The 17,992-nt window shown below is 68.6% G+C and carries 15 protein-coding genes; 6 read left to right on the forward strand and 9 right to left on the reverse strand.

What is annotated here, in order from left to right; translation table 11 throughout:
• Positions 1 to 9 precede the first annotated feature (9 nt).
• Together ACIBGM_RS45155 and ACIBGM_RS45160 are read left to right on the forward strand one after the other, a co-directional pair.
• Positions 10 to 546, forward strand: a complete 537-nt coding sequence (locus ACIBGM_RS45155) for a hypothetical protein (protein WP_360519984.1) — start codon at positions 10 to 12, stop codon at positions 544 to 546.
• Between the two features lie 20 nt (positions 547 to 566).
• Complete coding sequence (locus ACIBGM_RS45160) at positions 567 to 959, forward strand: VOC family protein (protein WP_360519986.1); 393 nt, start codon at positions 567 to 569, stop codon at positions 957 to 959.
• Here ACIBGM_RS45160 and ACIBGM_RS45165 read toward each other — a convergent pair.
• Positions 952 to 2,325 carry an MFS transporter gene (locus ACIBGM_RS45165; RefSeq protein ID WP_396389121.1) on the reverse strand — a complete coding sequence of 458 codons (1,374 nt, stop codon included), beginning with the start codon at positions 2,323 to 2,325 and terminating at the stop codon, positions 952 to 954. The two genes, ACIBGM_RS45160 and ACIBGM_RS45165, sit on opposite strands and share 8 nt — an antisense overlap.
• A gap of 65 nt (positions 2,326 to 2,390) precedes the next feature.
• Complete coding sequence (locus tag ACIBGM_RS45170; RefSeq protein ID WP_360519990.1) at positions 2,391 to 3,143, reverse strand: glycerophosphodiester phosphodiesterase; 753 nt, start codon at positions 3,141 to 3,143, stop codon at positions 2,391 to 2,393.
• A 26-nt stretch (positions 3,144 to 3,169) separates the two neighbouring features.
• Here ACIBGM_RS45170 and ACIBGM_RS45175 point away from each other — a divergent pair, with 26 nt between their 5' ends.
• Positions 3,170 to 4,306 carry an aminotransferase class V-fold PLP-dependent enzyme gene (locus ACIBGM_RS45175; RefSeq protein ID WP_360519992.1) on the forward strand — a complete coding sequence of 379 codons (1,137 nt, stop codon included), beginning with the start codon at positions 3,170 to 3,172 and terminating at the stop codon, positions 4,304 to 4,306.
• Positions 4,307 to 4,660: 354 nt separating this feature from the next.
• On the opposite strand, the gene ACIBGM_RS45180 is transcribed toward ACIBGM_RS45175, so the two are convergent.
• The 4 genes from ACIBGM_RS45180 to ACIBGM_RS45195 form a co-directional block, all read right to left on the reverse strand.
• Positions 4,661 to 5,512 carry a carbohydrate ABC transporter permease gene (locus ACIBGM_RS45180; protein ID WP_360519994.1) on the reverse strand — a complete coding sequence of 284 codons (852 nt, stop codon included), beginning with the start codon at positions 5,510 to 5,512 and terminating at the stop codon, positions 4,661 to 4,663.
• Positions 5,509 to 6,432, reverse strand: coding sequence for a sugar ABC transporter permease (locus ACIBGM_RS45185; RefSeq protein WP_360519996.1), 924 nt, complete (start codon positions 6,430 to 6,432; stop codon positions 5,509 to 5,511). The genes ACIBGM_RS45180 and ACIBGM_RS45185 overlap by 4 nt, the downstream gene beginning before the upstream one ends.
• A 6-nt stretch (positions 6,433 to 6,438) precedes the next feature.
• The gene (locus ACIBGM_RS45190) at positions 6,439 to 7,770 is read right to left on the reverse strand and encodes an ABC transporter substrate-binding protein (RefSeq protein ID WP_360519998.1); all 1,332 of its coding nucleotides are present in this window, start codon (positions 7,768 to 7,770) and stop codon (positions 6,439 to 6,441) included.
• A gap of 64 nt (positions 7,771 to 7,834) precedes the next feature.
• A complete protein-coding gene (locus tag ACIBGM_RS45195; protein ID WP_360520000.1) occupies positions 7,835 to 10,657 on the reverse strand; it encodes a family 78 glycoside hydrolase catalytic domain in 2,823 nt (940 codons plus the stop codon).
• Positions 10,658 to 10,849: 192 nt separating this feature from the next.
• Here ACIBGM_RS45195 and ACIBGM_RS45200 point away from each other — a divergent pair, with 192 nt between their 5' ends.
• A complete protein-coding gene (locus tag ACIBGM_RS45200) occupies positions 10,850 to 11,746 on the forward strand; it encodes an AraC family transcriptional regulator (protein WP_360520002.1) in 897 nt (298 codons plus the stop codon).
• Here the strand turns inward: ACIBGM_RS45200 and ACIBGM_RS45205 are convergent.
• Positions 11,727 to 12,401 (reverse strand): TetR/AcrR family transcriptional regulator, encoded by a 675-nt coding sequence (locus ACIBGM_RS45205; RefSeq protein ID WP_360520004.1) that lies wholly within the window; start codon positions 12,399 to 12,401, stop codon positions 11,727 to 11,729. The two genes, ACIBGM_RS45200 and ACIBGM_RS45205, sit on opposite strands and share 20 nt — an antisense overlap.
• 100 nt (positions 12,402 to 12,501) lie before the next feature.
• Between ACIBGM_RS45205 and ACIBGM_RS45210 the strand changes: the two genes are divergently transcribed.
• Complete coding sequence (locus tag ACIBGM_RS45210) at positions 12,502 to 13,692, forward strand: FAD-dependent monooxygenase (protein WP_396389122.1); 1,191 nt, start codon at positions 12,502 to 12,504, stop codon at positions 13,690 to 13,692.
• Here the strand turns inward: ACIBGM_RS45210 and ACIBGM_RS45215 are convergent.
• Both ACIBGM_RS45215 and lpdA read right to left on the reverse strand, forming a co-directional pair.
• A complete protein-coding gene (locus tag ACIBGM_RS45215; protein WP_360520008.1) occupies positions 13,660 to 14,118 on the reverse strand; it encodes a PGPGW domain-containing protein in 459 nt (152 codons plus the stop codon). The genes ACIBGM_RS45210 and ACIBGM_RS45215 overlap by 33 nt on opposite strands.
• Positions 14,119 to 14,221: 103 nt before the next feature.
• Positions 14,222 to 15,619 (reverse strand): dihydrolipoyl dehydrogenase, encoded by a 1,398-nt coding sequence (lpdA, locus tag ACIBGM_RS45220; protein ID WP_396389123.1) that lies wholly within the window; start codon positions 15,617 to 15,619, stop codon positions 14,222 to 14,224.
• Between the two features lie 156 nt (positions 15,620 to 15,775).
• On the opposite strand from lpdA, the gene ACIBGM_RS45225 reads away from it, so the two are divergent.
• Positions 15,776 to 17,902, forward strand: coding sequence for a peptidoglycan DD-metalloendopeptidase family protein (locus tag ACIBGM_RS45225; protein WP_360520012.1), 2,127 nt, complete (start codon positions 15,776 to 15,778; stop codon positions 17,900 to 17,902).
• Positions 17,903 to 17,992 lie beyond the last annotated feature (90 nt).

Consider the following 17,992-nt stretch of genomic DNA (forward strand, 5'->3'; position numbering starts at 1 on the left):
CACGACCTGATGAGCAACCAGACGCCCGACGAGTTCGCCCAGATCGGGTCCGACGAAGAGGTCGACGCGGCGCTGAAGCCGAAGAAGAGCCTCAGCCTGCCGCTGGCGACCGCGATCCTGGCCGGCGTCGTCGTACTGGCCGTCGGCCTGGCGGGTGGCGCCGGACTGCATGCGGCCTTCGCCTCGGACAGTACGACGCCGCAGCAGGCGGGCCGTGGTCTCAACGGCGGCGGGTACGGCGGCTTCCGCGGGCAGAACGGTCAAGGTCCTGGCGGGCAGGGCAACGCGACGATCGGCACCGTGGTGTCGGCGAGCGGCTCGCAGTTGGTGGTGAAGACTCAGAACGGCGATGTCACGGTCAAGCTGACCGGCGAGACGATGTACGACATCTCCAAGCAGGGCACCGCTGCCGACCTGAAGACCGGTGAGCAGGTCGTGGTCAGCGGCCAGAACACCGACGGAACGATCACCGCGACCACGGTCCGCCAAGGCACCGCCTTCCCGAGTGGTGGCTTCCGCAGCCCAGGTGCCACGCCGTCGCGTTGATCGTTTGTAGGGTGGTCGGCATGGCCAGTAAGTTCACCGAGCTTGCGATCGACTGTGCCGACCCCCGTGGTCTCGCGCAGTTCTGGTGCGCGGTCCTCGACTATGTGGTGCAGAACGAGGAAGAAGGCGGAGTGATCACGATCGGCTCCCCATTGGTGCCAGAGGGCAAGAAGCGGCCCGGTCCGGTGCCGCCGACGCTGACCTTCGCGCCGGTGCCCGAGGGCAAGATCGTGAAGAACCGGCTCCACATCGACGTGAACGCGACCGACCGGGATCAGGACGACGAGGTTCGTCGCCTGCTCGACCTGGGCGCACGGCACGCCGATGTGGGCCAGACCGGCGAGGAGAGCTGGGTGACCCTGGCCGACCCGGAGGGGAACGAGTTCTGCGTCCTCGCCGGCCGGTTCAGATGAGCGTGGGCTGAGCGTTGCCGGCCTCGCGGATGCCCCGGCGCATGTCGACGCGGGACAGCAGCACCAGGCCGACCACGAAGAACAGGCCGAGGGCAACGATCGCCGGCCGGTAGGAGCCGGTAATCTGGTGGACCAGGCCGAACACGAGGGTGCCCAGCCAGGAGGTGCCGCGCTCACCGGCCTGGTAGAGCGAGAAGTACTCGGCTTCGCGGCCCTCCGGGATCAGCTGGCTGAACGCGGACCGGGACAGCGCCTGGGTGCCGCCCAGGACGACGCCGATCGCCACACCCATCGCGAGGAACGGCACGATCTGCTTGGCCGGCAGCATGAAGCCGGCGATCACGATCAGGATCCAGAACACCAGCCCGCCCATGATCGTGCGCTTGGTGCCGAACCGGCGCGCGAACCGCCCGAACGCGAGCGCCCCGAAGAACGCCACGAACTGGACCAGCAGGATGGTCGCGATCAGGATCTGCGTCTCGAACCCGAGCTGCTTCTCGCCGTACGTCGACGACACCGAGATGACGGTCTGGATGCCGTCGTTGAAAAACAGGTACGCGACCAGGAACAGCAGCGTCATCGGATAGGTCCGCATGTGCTTCAGCGTCGCCGCGAGCTGGCCGAAGCTCTGCCGGACCAGGCTCCCGCTGCGCACCTGGACGACGTGCGTCGGCGGCCGGTTCCGCAGCTTCACGAATGGGACGAACGTGAACGCGCCCCACCAGAGCCCGGCGGACAGCAGGCTGAGGCGGACCGCCGTACCTTGGCTCATGCCGAGCGCATCGTGGGCGGTGACCACGGCCAGGTTGATCGTGAGCAGGATGAATCCGCCCAGGTAACCGAACGCCCAGGCGCGGGACGAGACGTCGTCGCGGTCGTCCGGCCCGGTGATGTCGATCAGGATCGAGTCGTAGACGACCAGCGACGACCCCAGACACAGGTTGCCGATGAACAACAGCAGCGCGCCGAGCTCCCAGCGACCACCGCCGACGAACACCATGCAGGAAGCGGCCAGCGCGCCGGTCCAGGCGAAGCCGCACATCAGCAGCTTCTTGCGCTCCAGCCGGTCCGCGATCGCACCCACCACGGGCAGGAACAGCGCCGACACCAAGGTCGCCACAGTGACGACGTAGAAGGCGAGCGAGCCGGGGGAGATGCCCAGTCCGAGCACGTCCAGGTTGGTGTCGCACGGCTTGTCCGCCGTACCGACGTACCCGCAGGCGGCGGTCTCGGCGACCGAGGTCAGGTACGGCGCGAACAGCACCGTGCCGACGGTGGTGACGTAACCGGAGTTGGCCCAGTCGTAGAGGCTGAACCCCCAGTACTCCCGTTTGTCGACCGCCGCCGGGGCGGAGAGAAGTCCCATGCGCAGGAGTGTGTCAGGTCGCGGGTACGAAGCGGCGTACCGGCGGATAACACTTCAGTGCCCGATTAATGCCACTCACCCCGTTCGATCAGGACCTCGCGGAGGATGTCGGTCCGGTCGGTGATCAGGCCATCGATCCCCGCGTCCAGCATCCGCCGCATCGCGGCCGGGTCGTCGACGGTCCAGACGTGCACTTGCTTGCCCGCGGCATGCGCTCGCCGGATCAGTCCCGGGGTCAGCACCCGGAGTGGGCCGTACCGCTCGGGGATCTGCAGGCAGGCCCCACCCGACTTCAGCGCGAACGGCAGGAACCGGATCAGCGCGGTCTCCCAGTCGCCGTACCCGGTGCAGAGCCGGGGGCCGAGCTCGCGGCGGATCCGCCGGACCCGGGACTGGGAGAACGACGAGACGCAGACCCGGTCGATCGCGTTCGCGGCCCGCAGCACGTCGGCCGCCGGGGCGAGCCCGTTCTCGGCCTTGATGTCGAGGTTGAACTTGGTCTGCGGGAAGGCCTCGAGCAACTCGTCGAGCCGGGGGATCGGCTCGTGCCCATTGATCTTGGCCTTGCTCACCTCGGACCACGGCAGCTCCGCGACCACGCCGGTGCGGTCGGTGACCCGGTCCAGCCGGCTGTCGTGGAACGCGATCACCACCCCGTCGCTGGTCGCGTGCAGGTCGGTCTCCAGGTAGCGGTAGCCGAGTTTCACCGCGTGCTCGAAGGCGCGCAGCGAGTTCTCGTAGCCGAGGTTGTCCGGGTGCAGCGCGCCGCCACGGTGGGCCATCGCGATCGGCCCGTCGTGGTCGAGGTAGGGGTACACGTCGGAAAGTATGTACCGTTTGGGTGGTGACGGTACTCAGCCCCCGCCCCGACCTGTGGACCCTCGACCCCGGCGTCCTGCACCTCAACCATGGTTCGTACGGCGGTGTGCCGCGCCGGACCCAGGACGTGATGGCCGCCTTGCGCGCCGAAGCCGAGGCCAACCCGATGCTGTGGTTCCGCTCGGTCGCCGCCCGGCTGACCACGAGCCGCCTCGAGTTGGCGTCGTACCTGCAGACCGATCCCGACGGCTTCGCGCTGGTCCCGAACGCCAGCGCCGGGGTGACGGTCGCCCTCGCGACACTGCCGATCCCGGCCGGCAGCCGGATCGTCCTGACGAACCACACGTACGGCGCCGTGCGGTACGCCGCCGAGCGGTTCGCCCGGGCGAACCAGGCCGAGATCGCGATCGTCGACGTACCGCTGGAGGCCGACGACGAGACCGTCGTGTCGCTGATCGCGGCCGCCTTGGACGATGCCGCCGTACTGGTTGTGGACCAGATCAGCTCGGCGACCGCGATGGTGTTCCCGATCGGCGACCTGGTCGCGGCCTGCCGGGAGCGCGGCGTCCCGATCGTGGTGGACGGCGCGCACGCGCCCGCCCTGATCGACGCGCCGGCCGAGGATGGCGCCGACTTCTGGACCGGCAACTTCCACAAGTGGCCGGCCGCGCCGCGCGCGACCGCCGGTCTGGTGGTGGCCGAGAAGTGGCGTACGGCGGCCCGGCCGCTGATCGTCTCCTGGTCCGAGTACGACGAGCGCCTCCCGGAGCGCTTCGACTTCCAGGGGACGTACGACTACGTGCCCTGGATCGCAGCCCCCGAGTCGCTGCGCGTCCTGGCCGAGCTCGACTGGCCGGTACGGCGTTCGCAGCTGGGCGACCTGGTCGAGGAAGGCGCCCGCGTGATCGCCAAGGCCCTGGCGACCGGGGTCGCCGAGATCGCGCGCCCGGCGGCCACGATGCGGCTCGTCGAGCTGCCGTCCTCGGTCGACCTGACCAACGGAGAGGCGTTGAAGGCGCGGGTGTCGCGGGAGCTGAAGGCCGAGATCACCCTGACCGGCTTCGACGGCCGCGGCTTCATCCGGCTCTCCGCGCACGCCTACAACGCGCCGCACGACTACGAGCAACTGGCCGAGCGGCTGCCGACAGTGCTCGCGGGGTAAGACGGGTCGTGGTTGCCGCGGGGAGCTCTAGCCCGATCAGCTGATCCCGGTGGGTGGGCGTGGACCCGGGGCGGCGGGGTCGGTCGGCTGTGGGGGCGAGGGTGGTTCGGGGCCTGGAGTCGGTCAGGTGTGGGGCCGTGAACACCATCTGGGGACCGTGAACAATCAATAACCTGTTCACGGTCCCGCGACGGTGGCCACGGCCGGGTGTTTGGCGCCGGAGTCCGCTATACGGACGGATCTGGCCACATCCCGGGATCTTGGCCGCCCGCGCCGTCGAGTCGTGGATTCTCGTTCGGATCGGGTCCGATGAGTCAGCCGATTTCCACGACTCGACGCCCCACCCGCGCCACGTCACCCCTTGATGGCGCCGGAGGTCATGCCGGCGACTATTTGGCGGTTGAAGAAGAGGAACATGATCAGGGGTGGGATCGTGATCAGGAGGATGTTCATGAACAGCAGGTTGTACTGCGTGCTGAACTGACTCTGGAAGTTGTACAGGGTCAGCTGGACGGTCGCGTTCTTGTCGCCGGGCAGGAAGTACAGCGGGTTCACGAAGTCGTTGAACACGTTCACCGACTGGACCACCACCACGGTGATGATGACGGACCGCAGCAGCGGGAAGATCACCCGGAAGAACAGCCGCAACGGCCCGGCCCCGTCGATGATCGCGGCCTCGTCCAGCTCCCGGGGGATCGTCGCGACGAACGCCCGGAACAACAGGATGCAGAACGAGAGCCCGAACGCGATCTCGATCAGGATCAGCCCCGGCATGGTCCGGAACAGCCCGAGCTTCTGCAGCACCCAGATCGTCGGCACCACGGCCGGCGGGATGATCAGCCCGGACAGCACCAGGAAGTTGATGAACGGGTTCCACCGGCTCTTGCGCCGCTGCAGCACGAAGCCGGCCATTGCCGCCAGCACCACCATGCCGGCCACGCTGGCCACGGTCAGGATCGTCGAGTTGATGAAGGCGATCACCAGCATGAAGTCGCGGGCCTTCACCACCTCGACGAAGTTCTGCACGATCCGGAACTGGTGCGGCCAGGAGAAGTCCAGGTCCGCGGCCTGCTGCCGGTCCTTGATCGCGGTCAGCGCGATGAAGGCGAACGGGATGACGAACACCACGATCGAGGACACGATCGCGACCGCGCTCAGCAGGTAGCTGCGGCCCGGCTTGTGGTTGACGAGCTCCGCGGTGCTCACAGGTCCACCTCCTTGCGGTTCAGGAACCAGTTCAGCGGCAGGACGATCGCGGTGACCACCAGGAACAGGATCACGTTGCCGGCGGTCGACAGGCCGTAGAACCCGGCCTGGTACTGCTTGTAGATCACCGACGCGATCACGTCCGAGGTGAACCCGGGACCACCCCGGGTCATCGCCCAGATCAGCTCGAACGACCGCAGGCCCCCGATCAGCGACAGGATGATCACGGTCACCGTGGCCGGCTTGCACAACGGCAGCACGATCCGCCGGAACGTCTCCCACGACCCGGCCCCGTCGACCCGGGCCGCCTCCATGTACTCCCGGGGGATCGAGACGATCCCGGCGATGTAGATCAGTGTCGCCAGGCCCACGCCCTTCCACACGTCGACCAGCGCGATCGACATCAGCGCCCACTTGGGATCGGTCAGCCACCCGGGCCCGTCGATCCCGACCACGCTCAGCGCGCCGTTGATGATGCCGCGCTCGGGATTCATCAGGACGGTGAAGGTGATGCCGACGCCGATCGTGCTGACCAGGACCGGGAAGAAGACCACCGACCGCAGGTAGCCGCGGCCGACGATCCGCGACGTCAGCAGTACGGCGAGCAGCAGCCCGAGCACCACCTTCGATCCGGACGTCACGACCGCAAAGACCAGCGTGTTGGTGAAGCCTTTGACCAGGGCCGGCTCCTGGAAGAACATCACGAAGTTGTCCAGCCCGATGAACTTCGAGTCGAACAGCGTCCACCGGGTCAGGCTGTAGTAGAAGGACGCGAACGTCGGGATCAGGAACAGCACGCTGTAGAGCAGCGCGGTCGGCAGGTAGAACCAGAACGAGTACGGCGAGTAGACCTTCCTCCCGGCCGCCGAGGCGGCCGGGATTTCAGCGCGGGACTTCGGACGGGCCGAGGTGATGGTCACGAGGCCTCACCAGCCCGCCAGTCCGAGTTGCTGCGCCTGCTTCTTCACATCCTCGTCGTACCGCGCCGCGCCGTCCTTGGCCTTACGGATCCCGGAGCCGACCTCGACGGTGATCTGCTCCAGCGACGGGCCCTTCACCGGCGAGACGAACTCCAGCGCCAGGCTGGACCCGCCTTCCTTGTCGAGGTACGGCTGCATGTCCTTGATCGACTGCGGTACGTCGGCCGGCAGCTCACAACCCTTGACCGCGTACGGCCCGGTCGGCACGCCGGCGCTCGCCAGCGACTTGCACCCGTCCGGGCTGGCCACGAACGCGAGGAACTTCTTCGCCGCCTCCAGCTTGTCGCCCGTCGTGGTGGTCGGGATGTAGATGCCGCCCGGGGTCCAGACGGTCAGGCCGTTCTTGCTCGCGTCGTCACCAGGCAGCGCGAACAGACCGACGTCCTTGGCAGCGCTCGGGTTGGTCGCGACCATGTCGTTGACCACCCCGGACAGGATCGGGTAGTGCGCACCCTTGCCGGTGGCAAGCATCTTCAGGCCGTCCGGCAGCTTCGCCGAGGCGAAGTCCTTGTTCTCGTAGCCGAGGTCGTGCACCTGCTGGGTGTGCTCGAAACCCTTCAGGGCGGCCGGCGAGGTCGCGTACTTCGCCTGGTTCTTGGTGTACTTGTCGGCGAAGTCCGGCTCGGCGGCGGCCACGTTGTGGAAGTCGCCGAGGACGAACAGCTGTGACGTCCAGGTCTCGCCGTAGGTCTGGATCACCGGCGCGACCCCGCCCCCGGCCGCCTTGATCTTGGCGTTGTTCGCCATGAACTCCGCCCAGGTCTTCGGCACCTGCAGCCCGAGCTTGGTGTAGATCGGGATGTTGTACAGGACTGCCCCGCCCATGAACCCGCCGGACGGTACGCCGTAGACCTTGTCGCCCGACGCCACCGTCTTCTTGAAGTTCTCGTCCAGGTCGCCGATGTAAGGCTCATCGTTGATCGAGGTGAGGTTCTTGTCCGGGGCGATCGCCTGGAACAGCGACCCGGTGTTGTAGGCGAACACGTCGGTCATGTCGCCGGTGGACAACCGGGTCTTGACGATGTTGTCGCCCTCGCTGCCGGCCGGCCGGGTCTCCAGGTTGACTTTGATGCCGGGATTCTTGGCGGTGAAGTCCTTGCTGAGCTGCTGGGCTTCCTTGAGATCCTGCTCCTGGTTGCCGATCAGGTAGGTGATCTCGACCGAGCCACCACCTCCCGCGTCGTCACTCGAGCCGAGACTACCCGCGCTGCACGCGGTCAAGGCGAGCGAGCAGACCGCGAGCACGGCCACTCCTCTCGTACCTGGGCGGAACGTCATCATGACCTCCAAGGGTGTTACTTCAGGGCGTTGGCGTCGGGGCGGGGGTCGGTGTCGGGTGTGGTCAGTTGTTGTCGAGGACGGCGTCGAGCTTGGCCTGCAGGGCTTCGGCGCTAGGGGTGAAACCGCGCGGGCTGATCGCCTCGACCAGTTGGGTGGCCGGCTGGTCGAGGTACCGCTCCAGCCGGGCCGCGAGCTCGGCGTCGTCGGTGGCGACCTCGGTTTCCTTGGCTGCGGCAACGATCGTGGCCCAGCTGGGCTCGTGGTCCATCAGTTGCCGGATGCTCGGATCCGCGGGCAGCGCCGGCGTCTCGGCGGCCGGGTCGTCGCAGGTCCACTCGTGCGTGCCGTGACCGACCTCGACCGGTGCACCTTCACCCGGTACTTCGACCTGCGCCCGCGAACCGACCGGGACGGTCACGCTGAGCCGCACCTGGCCGTCGGACCGCGTCCACGACACCGCGGCCTCGCCGTACGGCGTGAGGTGCTTGGCCGATGCACTCGTGAGGTGCGCCGTGTAGAGCGGACGGACGACGATCGTGCGATAGCCGGGATCGCCCGCCGCCAGGCCGGCGACGCGGCGGTGCATCCAGTCCGCGACCGCACCGAGCGCGTAGTGGTTGAACGACGTCATCTGGCCGGGGTTGATGCTGCCGTCGGGCAGCATGCTGTCCCAGCGTTCCCAGACCGTCGTCGCGCCCATCGTCACTGCGTACAGCCACGAGGGGCAGCCTGTCTCTAGCAGGAGCCGGTACGCGAGGGCAGGATGTCCGGAATCGGCCAGCGCGTCGGCCATCAGCGGTGTCCCGACGAATCCGGTGCTGATCCGGAAGCCCGCCGTACGGACCAGGTCGGCGAGCCGCTCGGCGGCGCGCTTGCGCTGGTTCTCGGTCGGCAGCAGCGCCCACTGCAGGGCCAGCGCGTAGTTCGTTGCCGCATCACTCAGTACGCGGCCTCCCTCGGTCGTGTACTCGGCCGCGAACGCCTTGCGGACCCGGTCGGCCAGGTCGGCGTACTCGCGGGCGAGCTCGGCGTCGCCGACGACCTCGGCGGCCTGGGCGACCACCTCGGCCGACCGGGCCAGGTGTGCGGTCGCGAGCACGTCCGGGTCGGCCTTCGCGCGGAACGGGTTGTCCGGCGGCGCGGTCGGGTCGAGCCAGTCACCGAACTGGAACCCGCCGGACCACAACAGGTTCTCGCCGGCCAGCTCGGCCATCCGGTCCACCCAGGCACGCATGCTCGGCAGTTGCCGAGCGAGCAGCGCGGCGTCGCCGGTGCGCTCGTAGATCACCCACGGCACGATCGTTGCCGCGTCACCCCATGCGGCCGTGGCCGGACCGGTGTGCTTGAGGATATCCGGTACGACGAACGGCACCGAGCCGTCCTTCTGCTGCTCGGCCGCCAGGTCGGCCAACCAGTTGGTCAGGAACCCGGCGGTGTCGAACAGGAAGCTCGCGGTGGGGGAGAAGACCTGGATGTCCCCGGTCCAGCCGAGGCGCTCGTCGCGCTGCGGGCAGTCGGTCGGCACGTCGACGAAGTTGCCGCGCATACCCCACACGACGTTCTCGTGGAACCGGTTGAGCAACTCGTGCGACGACTCGAACCAGCCGGTCCGGCGCAGGTCGCTGCCGACCACGACGGCCTCGAGGTCCCCGACCTGCAGGTCGTCGACCCCGGTCACCTCGGCGTAGCGGAAGCCGTGGAAGGTCAGCTCCGAGTCGAGCGTGACCTCGTCCGCGCCGGCCAGCACGTAGGTGTCGGTCGCCTTCGCGGTCCGCAGCGGGCGGACCCCGAGCTCGCCGTTCTCCAGCACCTCGGCATGCCGTACGACGACCTCGTCGCCGTCGGCGCCGCCGCGGACCTTCAGCCGGACCCGGCCGACGACGTTCTGGCCGAAGTCGACCAGTGTCTTGCCGGACGGCGACGTGCTGATCTCGACCGCGGGCACAACCTCGGTGATGCGGACCGGCGGTCCGTCGGGTGCGACGAGCAGGCTGAGGTCGGCTTCGACGACCTCGACCGGCGTCGCCTCACCAGGGGTGCGCCGCAGGTCCGTGCTCTGGCCGTCGTAGATGTCGTCGGCGGTGATCGCGCTCTCGCGGGAGGTCCAGGTGTCGTCGCTGGCGAACGTGTGGACCTGGCCGTCGGCGGTGGTGACCTCGAGCTGGGCGAGGACTGCGACGTGGTCGCCGTACAGGGAGTTGCGGCCGTGGAAGCCGAGCCGGCCGCGGTACCAGCCGTTGCCGAGCAGGAACTCGAGCCGGTTCTCACCGGGCCGGACCAGGCCGGTCACGTCGTACGTCTGGTAGCGCAGCCGGGCCTGGTACGCCGTCCAGCCGGGCGCGAGCTCCTCGTCGCCGACGCGTTGGCCGTTGAGCTCGGGTACGTTGACGCCGTGCGCGGTGGAGTAGAGGCGGGCCTTCACGATGTCGGCGGGCAGCTCGGCCACGCCGGCCACCAGGGGAGCGGGGGAGCCGTAGCTGTGGCCGCGCGGGCCGACGAACTGGGCCGACCAGTCGGAGGCGCTGAGCAGACCCGCCTCGACGGTCGCGGGCTCGCTCCAGTCACTCCAGTCGTCGTTGCTGCGCACGCGGACCCGGACCTCGGCCGACTCGCGCGACTTCAGCGGGTCGCCCGGCCACGGGACGAGGATCTGATCGGGTGACTGCACGGTGAACACCTGACGAGCCGTCACGGGGCTGGATTCCTTCCCCGCCCCACCACCCAAGTGGCTGATCTCGACTTCGTACGCCGCCTGCGTGTACCCGGCGTCAGCGGTCGGGATCTGCCACGACAGCCGGGGCGTCGCGGTGCCGATGCCCAGCACGGGCCCGGCGTCGGTGCGATGTTCGAAGCGGAGAGCGGTGGGTGCGGCGAGGTTCGACATGTGACTCCAACCGACGAGGAACCGACGAGTGAAACGATTCAGTGACTGCTGTGGCAAACGGCCTCGGTCTGTTTCGGATGGATGGCGAGGACGTTTCGCCTGTCCCCCGATCCTGAAGGTGGTAATCGCCGGGGACTAGCCCGAAGTGCACTCGTGGTAGCACAAAACGCACCTCGGCCCCTATCGTGAGGCATGGCCGACGAGCCGGTGACACATTCCGGGACGCTGCTGCACTTCGTCGAGGGGACGGTGGTGCACGCGGGTCCACACCTGCACCAGAACGTTCATCCGCTGCACACGCACAGCTTCTTCGAGATCGCTCTGGTGACCGGCGGCCAGGGTGTCCACCACAGCCTGGCCGGCCGCCAGCAGCTCGAGGTCGGCGACGTGATCCTGCTCCGCCCGGGAGTCTGGCACCAGTACGACGAGTGCCGTGCACTGCAGGTCTACAACTGCTGCTTCTCGGCCGACCTGGTGCAACGCGAGCTGGCCTGGACCCGCGAGGACCCCTTGCTGGGATACCTGTTGTGGACTGGACCGTTCTCCGCCCAGCGCCGCGGCATGCTGACCACGCGCCTCGACCCGGCGGCCTTCAAGGAAGGCCTCGAGCATCTGGAAGAGCTGCGCAAACTCCGGAGGCTGTCACTCAGCCGGCATCGTGGCGACCTCGTCGGCTGGCTGTCGCTGTACCTGAGCTGCTTGGCGCGGACAGTCGCCCAGCACGACGACCGCGGTGAGCAGACGCATCCCGCCGTACTGGATGCGATGCGGATGATGGAGGCGGATCCGGCGCGGCAGTGGACGCTGACCGACCTGGCGCAGGCGTTGCACCTGGCGCCGGGATACCTGGTCCGGCTGTTCAAGTCGGCGACCGGGTTGCCGCCGATGGCGTACCTGTCGCGGCATCGGGTCGAGCTCGCGGCCGACCGGCTGCTGCACACCGACCTGCCGATCAGCCGGATCGGGGAGTCGGTCGGCTGGCCGGACCAGAACTACTTCGCCCGGCGGTTCAAGTCGCACTACGGGTTGAGCGCGTCCGCCTATCGGCAACGTTTCAACACCCGGCGGCTCAGCCCTTCCGTGCGCTGATCAGGACCTCGAGGCCGTCGAGGATGCGGTCGAGGCCGAACTCCAGGCCCTGGTTCTCGCCGCCTGCGGCGGTCTGCATCGCCGCGGCCAGGTGCGGGAACCGGGCGGCCTCGGTGCTCAGGATCCCGGCCAGTGCCTGGTTGATGTAGTCCTCGGTCAGACCCGTCGTGAGGGTCTGCTGGGCGAGGTTCCGGACGTGGCTGCTGAGGACCAGGATCGAGTCGAGCTGCTCGCCACCGTCGAGTCCGGAACCGGCCAGCTTCTCGACGCCGCGATCCATCCAGGCGAGCTCGTTCGGGCCGAGCAGGCGGCGTCCCACCGTGGACTGCAGCAGCCACGGGTGCTTGGCGAAGGCGGCGTACAGGTCGAGGGCCCAGGTCTTCAGTGCGTCCCGCCACGGCATCGCGTCGTGGTCCGGAGGCGGGCCGAAGGCGAGGTCGCTCATGACGGCGACCAGCTCGCTCTTGCCGGGGACGTGCCGGTAGAGCGCCATCTTCGTGACCGGCAGGTCGTCGGCCACGCGTTGCATGGAGACGGCGTCCAGGCCCTCGGTGTCGGCGATCCGGATCCCGGCCTCGGCGATGCCGGCCAGCGTGATCGCCGGCTTGGGGCCGCGGCTGCGCTGTGGCTGGCCGCCCCAGAGCAGTTCCGTCATCGCCGCCCCTCCCAATGATGACTGGCCTGATCGCTTGAACTGTGTCTATCATACACTTTATTGTGTCCGACGGACACAGTTACGATGACGGAGGAGATCGATGAAGATTCTGGTGTCGGGGGCGAGTGTGGCCGGTCCCTCGGTGGCGCACTGGCTCGGGCGGTACGGGTACGACGTGACCGTGGTCGAGATCGCGCCGGCGCTGCGCGAGGGCGGCTACGCGGTCGACTTCCGCGGGCCGGTGAACCGGGAGGTGCTGGCCCGGATGGGCGTGCTCGACGACCTGCGGGCGCGGCAGACCGGTGGCAGTCCGATGCGGTTCGTGGACGCGGCGGGCCGGCAGCTGATGCGGCTGCCTGGCGAGTTCGCCGGGGGAGAGCTTGAGGTGCTGCGGTCGGATTTGTCCCGGGTGTTGTACGAGCACTCCCGCGACAAGGCGACGTACCGGTTCGGGGACTCGATCGCGGAGCTGACCGAGCGGGTCGGCGGGGTCGACGTGGTGTTCGAGAGCGGGATCGAGGAGACGTACGACCTGGTGATCGGGGCGGACGGGCTGCACTCGGCCGTGCGGCGGCTGGCGTTCGGGCCGGAGCGGGACTACGTGCGCCACCTCGGGTACTACATCGCGTGCTGGGATCTACCGAACACGCTCGGAATCTCGGGGGATGCGTTGATGTACAACGTGCCGGGACGGATGGCGAGTGTCGCCGCGGACCGGCGCGATCCCACGATGGCCGGGGCGATGGTGCTGTTCAAGTCACCGGCGCTGCCCTACGACCGGCGGGACGAGGAGCAGCAGAAGGCGATTCTCGCCACCGCGTTCTCCGGCCTGGGCTGGCACGTCCCGGCGCTGCTCGAGGGGTTGCCCGCGGCAACGGACCTGTACTTCGACTCGATCAGCCGGGTTGACGTCGATCGATGGTCCAGTGGCCGGGTCGTGCTGCTCGGCGACGCCGGGTACGGCGCCACGGTCGGCGGCATGGGGACGAGTACGGCGGTGGTCGCGGCGTACGTCCTGGCGGGGGAGCTGGCGACGTCCGGCGGTGACTACCGGTCGGCGTTCGGGCGTTACGAGGCGCAGCTGCGCAAGCCCGTGTCGAAGACGCAGGGCGGCGGCAACCGGACCGGCAAGTTCCTTGCCCCAGGCACCCGGTTCGGCATCGCCGCCCGTAATCGGTTGCTCTCGCAACCATTCCTGCTGAACCGGATGCTCGAGCTGGGCGAGAAGGTCAGCAACCTGGTTGAGCTGCGCAACTATTCAGTTCAGCAGGGGGAGCTTGTGCAGGAATGACTCCCAGGAGTCGGGGAACCACCCAGGGACACCGAGCACGGCCAGGTAGAGCCAGACCACGACCAGCACGCAGAGGAACAGCGCGAGGGTGCCGAGCGCCTTCAGCCAGCCCGGCTGCTTGCCGGTCCAGGCGGTGAGGTCCTTGACCCAGTCCTTCACCCGGTAGAGCAGGCGTTGCGCCCACTCGAACTCGCTGGCCAGGATCGCCAGACCCGCGATGAACAACGGGATGCCGCCGGGCCCGGGCAGCCACCCGGTCAACGGCGCCGCAATGATCAGCACGCCGCCCACCACACCCACACCGATCCGGTAGATCAGGTGCTTCTTCGGATCCGCCCGTATCCGCCGCCGCCACTCCCACCGGTCGTCCTGAGCGTCCAGCGTGATGTTGTGATCAGTGCGGTCGGGACCCCTCTTCTCGGCCACGAGCCCAAGCGTACGTGAGGGGTCAGACAATCCCACGCCGGACGCGGTAACGAAACGACGGCAGACCCCCGTGCGGGATCTGCCGTCGGACGGTGCCGGTGGGTCAGAAGTTGATCATGTGCCCTTCGAGACCGTGGAAGGCCTCCTGCAGCGCCTCGCTCAGGGTCGGGTGGGCGTGCACGTTGCGGGCCAGCTCCTTGGTGGTCAGGTCCCACTTCTGGGCCAGGGTCAGCTCGGGCAGCAGCTCGGTGACCTCGGGACCGATCAGGTGCGCGCCGAGCAGCTCGCCGTACTTGGCGTCGCTGATCACCTTGACGAAGCCGGTCGGGTCGCCGAGGCCGTGCGCCTTGCCGTTCGCGGTGAACGGGAACTTGGCGACCTTGACGTCGTACCCCTTCTCCCGGGCCTGCTCCTCGGTGTAGCCGAAGCTGGCCACCTGCGGCTGGCAGAAGGTGGCGCGCGGGATCATCACGTGGTCGAGCTCCATCGTCTCGACGCCGGCGATGGTCTCGGCCGCGATCACGCCCTGGGCCTCGGCCGCGTGCGCGAGCATCAGCTTCGCGTTCACGTCGCCGATGGCGAAGATGTTCGGCACGTTGGTGCGCAGGAAGCCGTCGGCCTCGATCGCGCCGCGCTCGGTCAGCTTGACGCCGATCTTGTCCAGGCCGTAGCCGTCCACGCGCGGCTGGAAGCCGATCGCCTGCAGCACCTTGTCGGCCTCCAGCGTCTGCTGGCTGCCGTCCTTGCCGGTGACGGTGACCTTCACCGTGTCGCCGGAGTCGTCGATCGCGTCGACCCGGGTGGAGGTGAGCACGTCGACGCCGAGCTTCTTGTAGGCCCTGGCCAGCTCCTTGGACACCTCGGCGTCCTCGAGCGGCACCATCCGGTCCAGGAACTCGACGATGGTGACCTTCACGCCGTAGTTGGCCAGCACGTAGGCGAACTCGACGCCGATCGCGCCGGCGCCGGCGACGATGATCGAGCCCGGCAGCTCCTCGGTGAGGATCTGCTCCTCGTAGGTCACCACCCGCTCGCTCAGCTGGGTGCCGGGGAGAAGCTTGGTGGTGGCGCCGGTGGCGATGATGCAGTGGTCGAAGGTGACGGTCTCGGAGCTGCCGCCGTTCAGGCTGACGTCGAGGGTGTTCGCGTCGACGAAGCTGCCCCAGCCGTCGAACTCGGTGATGTTGTTCTTCTTCATCAGGAAGTGGACGCCCTTGACCCGGCCGTCGGCGACCTTGCGGCTGCGCTGGACCGCGGTCGGGAAGTCGAAGCTGACCTCGCCGCTGATGCCGAAGGTCTTGGCGTCCGCGCGGAAGATGTGCGCGAGCTCGGCGTTGCGCAGCAGCGCCTTGGACGGGATGCAGCCCACGTTCAGGCAGACACCGCCCCAGTACTTCTTCTCGATGATGGCGGTCTTGAGCCCGAGCTGGGCGGCGCGGATCGCCGCGACGTACCCACCCGGACCTGCGCCGAGGACAACAACGTCAAAGTGCGAGGCCATGAAGTGAACTTTAGTAGGTCGCGCCAGCCGTCCCGACCGGTGGATGGTCGTCACAGCCCGTGAGTGGACTTTCGCGTGGGCCGATCGCCGCCTAGGCTGGGTTGGCGCGGGGCCGCTACCCTCTGCGCGCGTGAGGCATACGAGGATGGGGGCCTGATGGTTGTGGGGAGCCGTCGGGGGCTGCGGTTCGCGGCGCTCGGCACACTGCTCGCGGTGTTCGCGGTGCCCGCGTACGCCGACAACACCCCCACGCCTCCGCCGCCGGCGTCGGTCACGGACGTGAACAAGTCGCTCGAGCAGCTCCAGGCCGAGGCGGCCGCCGTCCAGGCCGACTTCGCGAAGGCGACGATCGCCTACACGACCGCGCTGAAGGCCGCCCAGACCGCCGAGGCCGCGGCGAAGGCCGCGGAGACGTCGGCGACCGCGTCGAAGGGCAAGGCGGACGAGGAGCGCCGCCGGCTCGGGCTGCTGACCGCGCAGGCGTACCAGACCGGCATCCCGACCGTGCTCGGCGCGGAGTCGATGCTGTGGTCGCTCGCCCCGGTCGCGGAGAACCTGCAGGAGATCGCCGACCGGCAGACCGCGATCCAGCAGCTCGGCAGCACGCAGGTCACGCAGTACCAGACCGCGATGACGGCCGAGAACGAGGCAGGCAAGGCGAAGGCCGAGGCGACCAGCAAGCGTGCCGCCGCCAACGAGGCGGCCGCCAAGGCCAAGCAGCTCGCGCAGGAGGTGCAGCAGAAGGCGGCCGACTCCGCGCTGATGGCCGAGAGCCAGTACGCCGATCTGGACGGTGCGTCCGAGTTGTCGAAGCAGCTGCAGCTCGCCCGGAACCAGCAGGCGCTGGCGCGCTGGCAGGCGTACCTGACCGAGCTGGCGACGTCCAAGATCAAGCCGCCGGCTGCCGCCGTACTGAAGAACCCGGCCAAGCTGCCGGCCGGCCTGCAGCCGCTGACGGCCGCTGGTGCTCCGGTCGCCGGCGCGGCCGCTGTGGTCCAGGGCACACGGACGATCAAGGTGTTGTCGGCCGAGACGATCCGGGCGGTGAACCAGGCGTTCAGCCTGCTCGGGAAGCCGTACGGCGTCGCCGCGACCGGCCCGGACAAGTACGGCTGCCTCGGTGCCGCCCGGGTCGCGTGGCAGCCGTACACGACCCTGCCGAACCTGGTCGGCAAGGTCTACCCGAACTACCAGGCCGTCAAGGCGTCTCAGGTCCAGCCCGGCGATCTGCTCGTGATGGGCAGCAAGTCGCTCGGCCTGGTCCACATCGGGGTCGCCCTCGACAACGGCGAGATGATCGCCGCCGACGAGGCCAGGGGCTCGGTCGTCGTCACCCGGGTCCCGGACAACCTGTACGCCGCCCTGCGCCCGACCCTCGGCCCGCCGGCCAAGCCTCAGGTCGCCCCGGTCGCGACCTCCGAGGCCTACGCGTTCCGGTGCGGCAACACCGCGACGTCGTACAACGTCGGCTCCGGCGACTGGACGTGGCCGTTGGCCGATGGGACGTACGAGATCGGTACGTCGTTCGGCCAGGCCGGGGCACTGTGGACAACCGGCTACCACACCGGCCAGGACTTCCCGGCCGCTGTCGGGACGCCGGTGCGCGCGGTGACGTCCGGGACCGTCCGGGTCGAGCATCCGGCCTGGGCGGGCAACCTGGTGCGGATCGACCACGGCAACGGGCTGGAGACGCTGTACGCGCACCTGAGCTCGATCGATGTGGCCGACGGCGCGCAGGTCACCGCTGGGCAGCGGATCGGCGCTGTGGGCTCGGAGGGGAACTCGACCGGCCCGCACCTGCACTTCGAGGTCCGCCTCGGTGGCGACCCGGTGAACCCGATGCCGTTCCTCGCGACCGGTAGCGCCACGATCGGCTGGGGCGGCTACAGCAACGGCATGATCCCGGCGAGCAAGCTGTGTGGGCTGGGCTCCGGTCACATGCTGCGCTGCGACGCCGCAGCGGCGTACCTGCAGCTGGCTCGGGCCTACCGTGCCCAGTTCGGCAAGACGCTGTGCATCACGGACTCCTACCGCTCGTACTCCTCCCAGGTCAGCCTCTACGCCCGCAAGCCGTCGCTGGCTGCCCTGCCTGGCACGTCCAACCACGGGTGGGGTGTCGCAGTCGACCTCTGTGGCGGCGTGGATCGCTTTGGCACCGCGCAGTACCAGTGGATGAAGCGGCACGCCTCGCAGTACGGCTGGGTGCACCCGTCGTGGGCCGACCAGGGCGGCTCGCGGGAGGAGCCGTGGCACTGGGAGTTCGGGAAGCCGGCCGTCTCCTAGTTTCGCGTAAACGATGTTCTTTGACCGGGTTTGCAGTGGTCGAGTAGGTCGTCGGCGGTTTTGGTCCAGATGAAGGGTTGGCAGCGGTCG

It is taken from the genome of Kribbella sp. NPDC050470 (assembly GCF_044458365.1).
Classification (GTDB): domain Bacteria; phylum Actinomycetota; class Actinomycetes; order Propionibacteriales; family Kribbellaceae; genus Kribbella.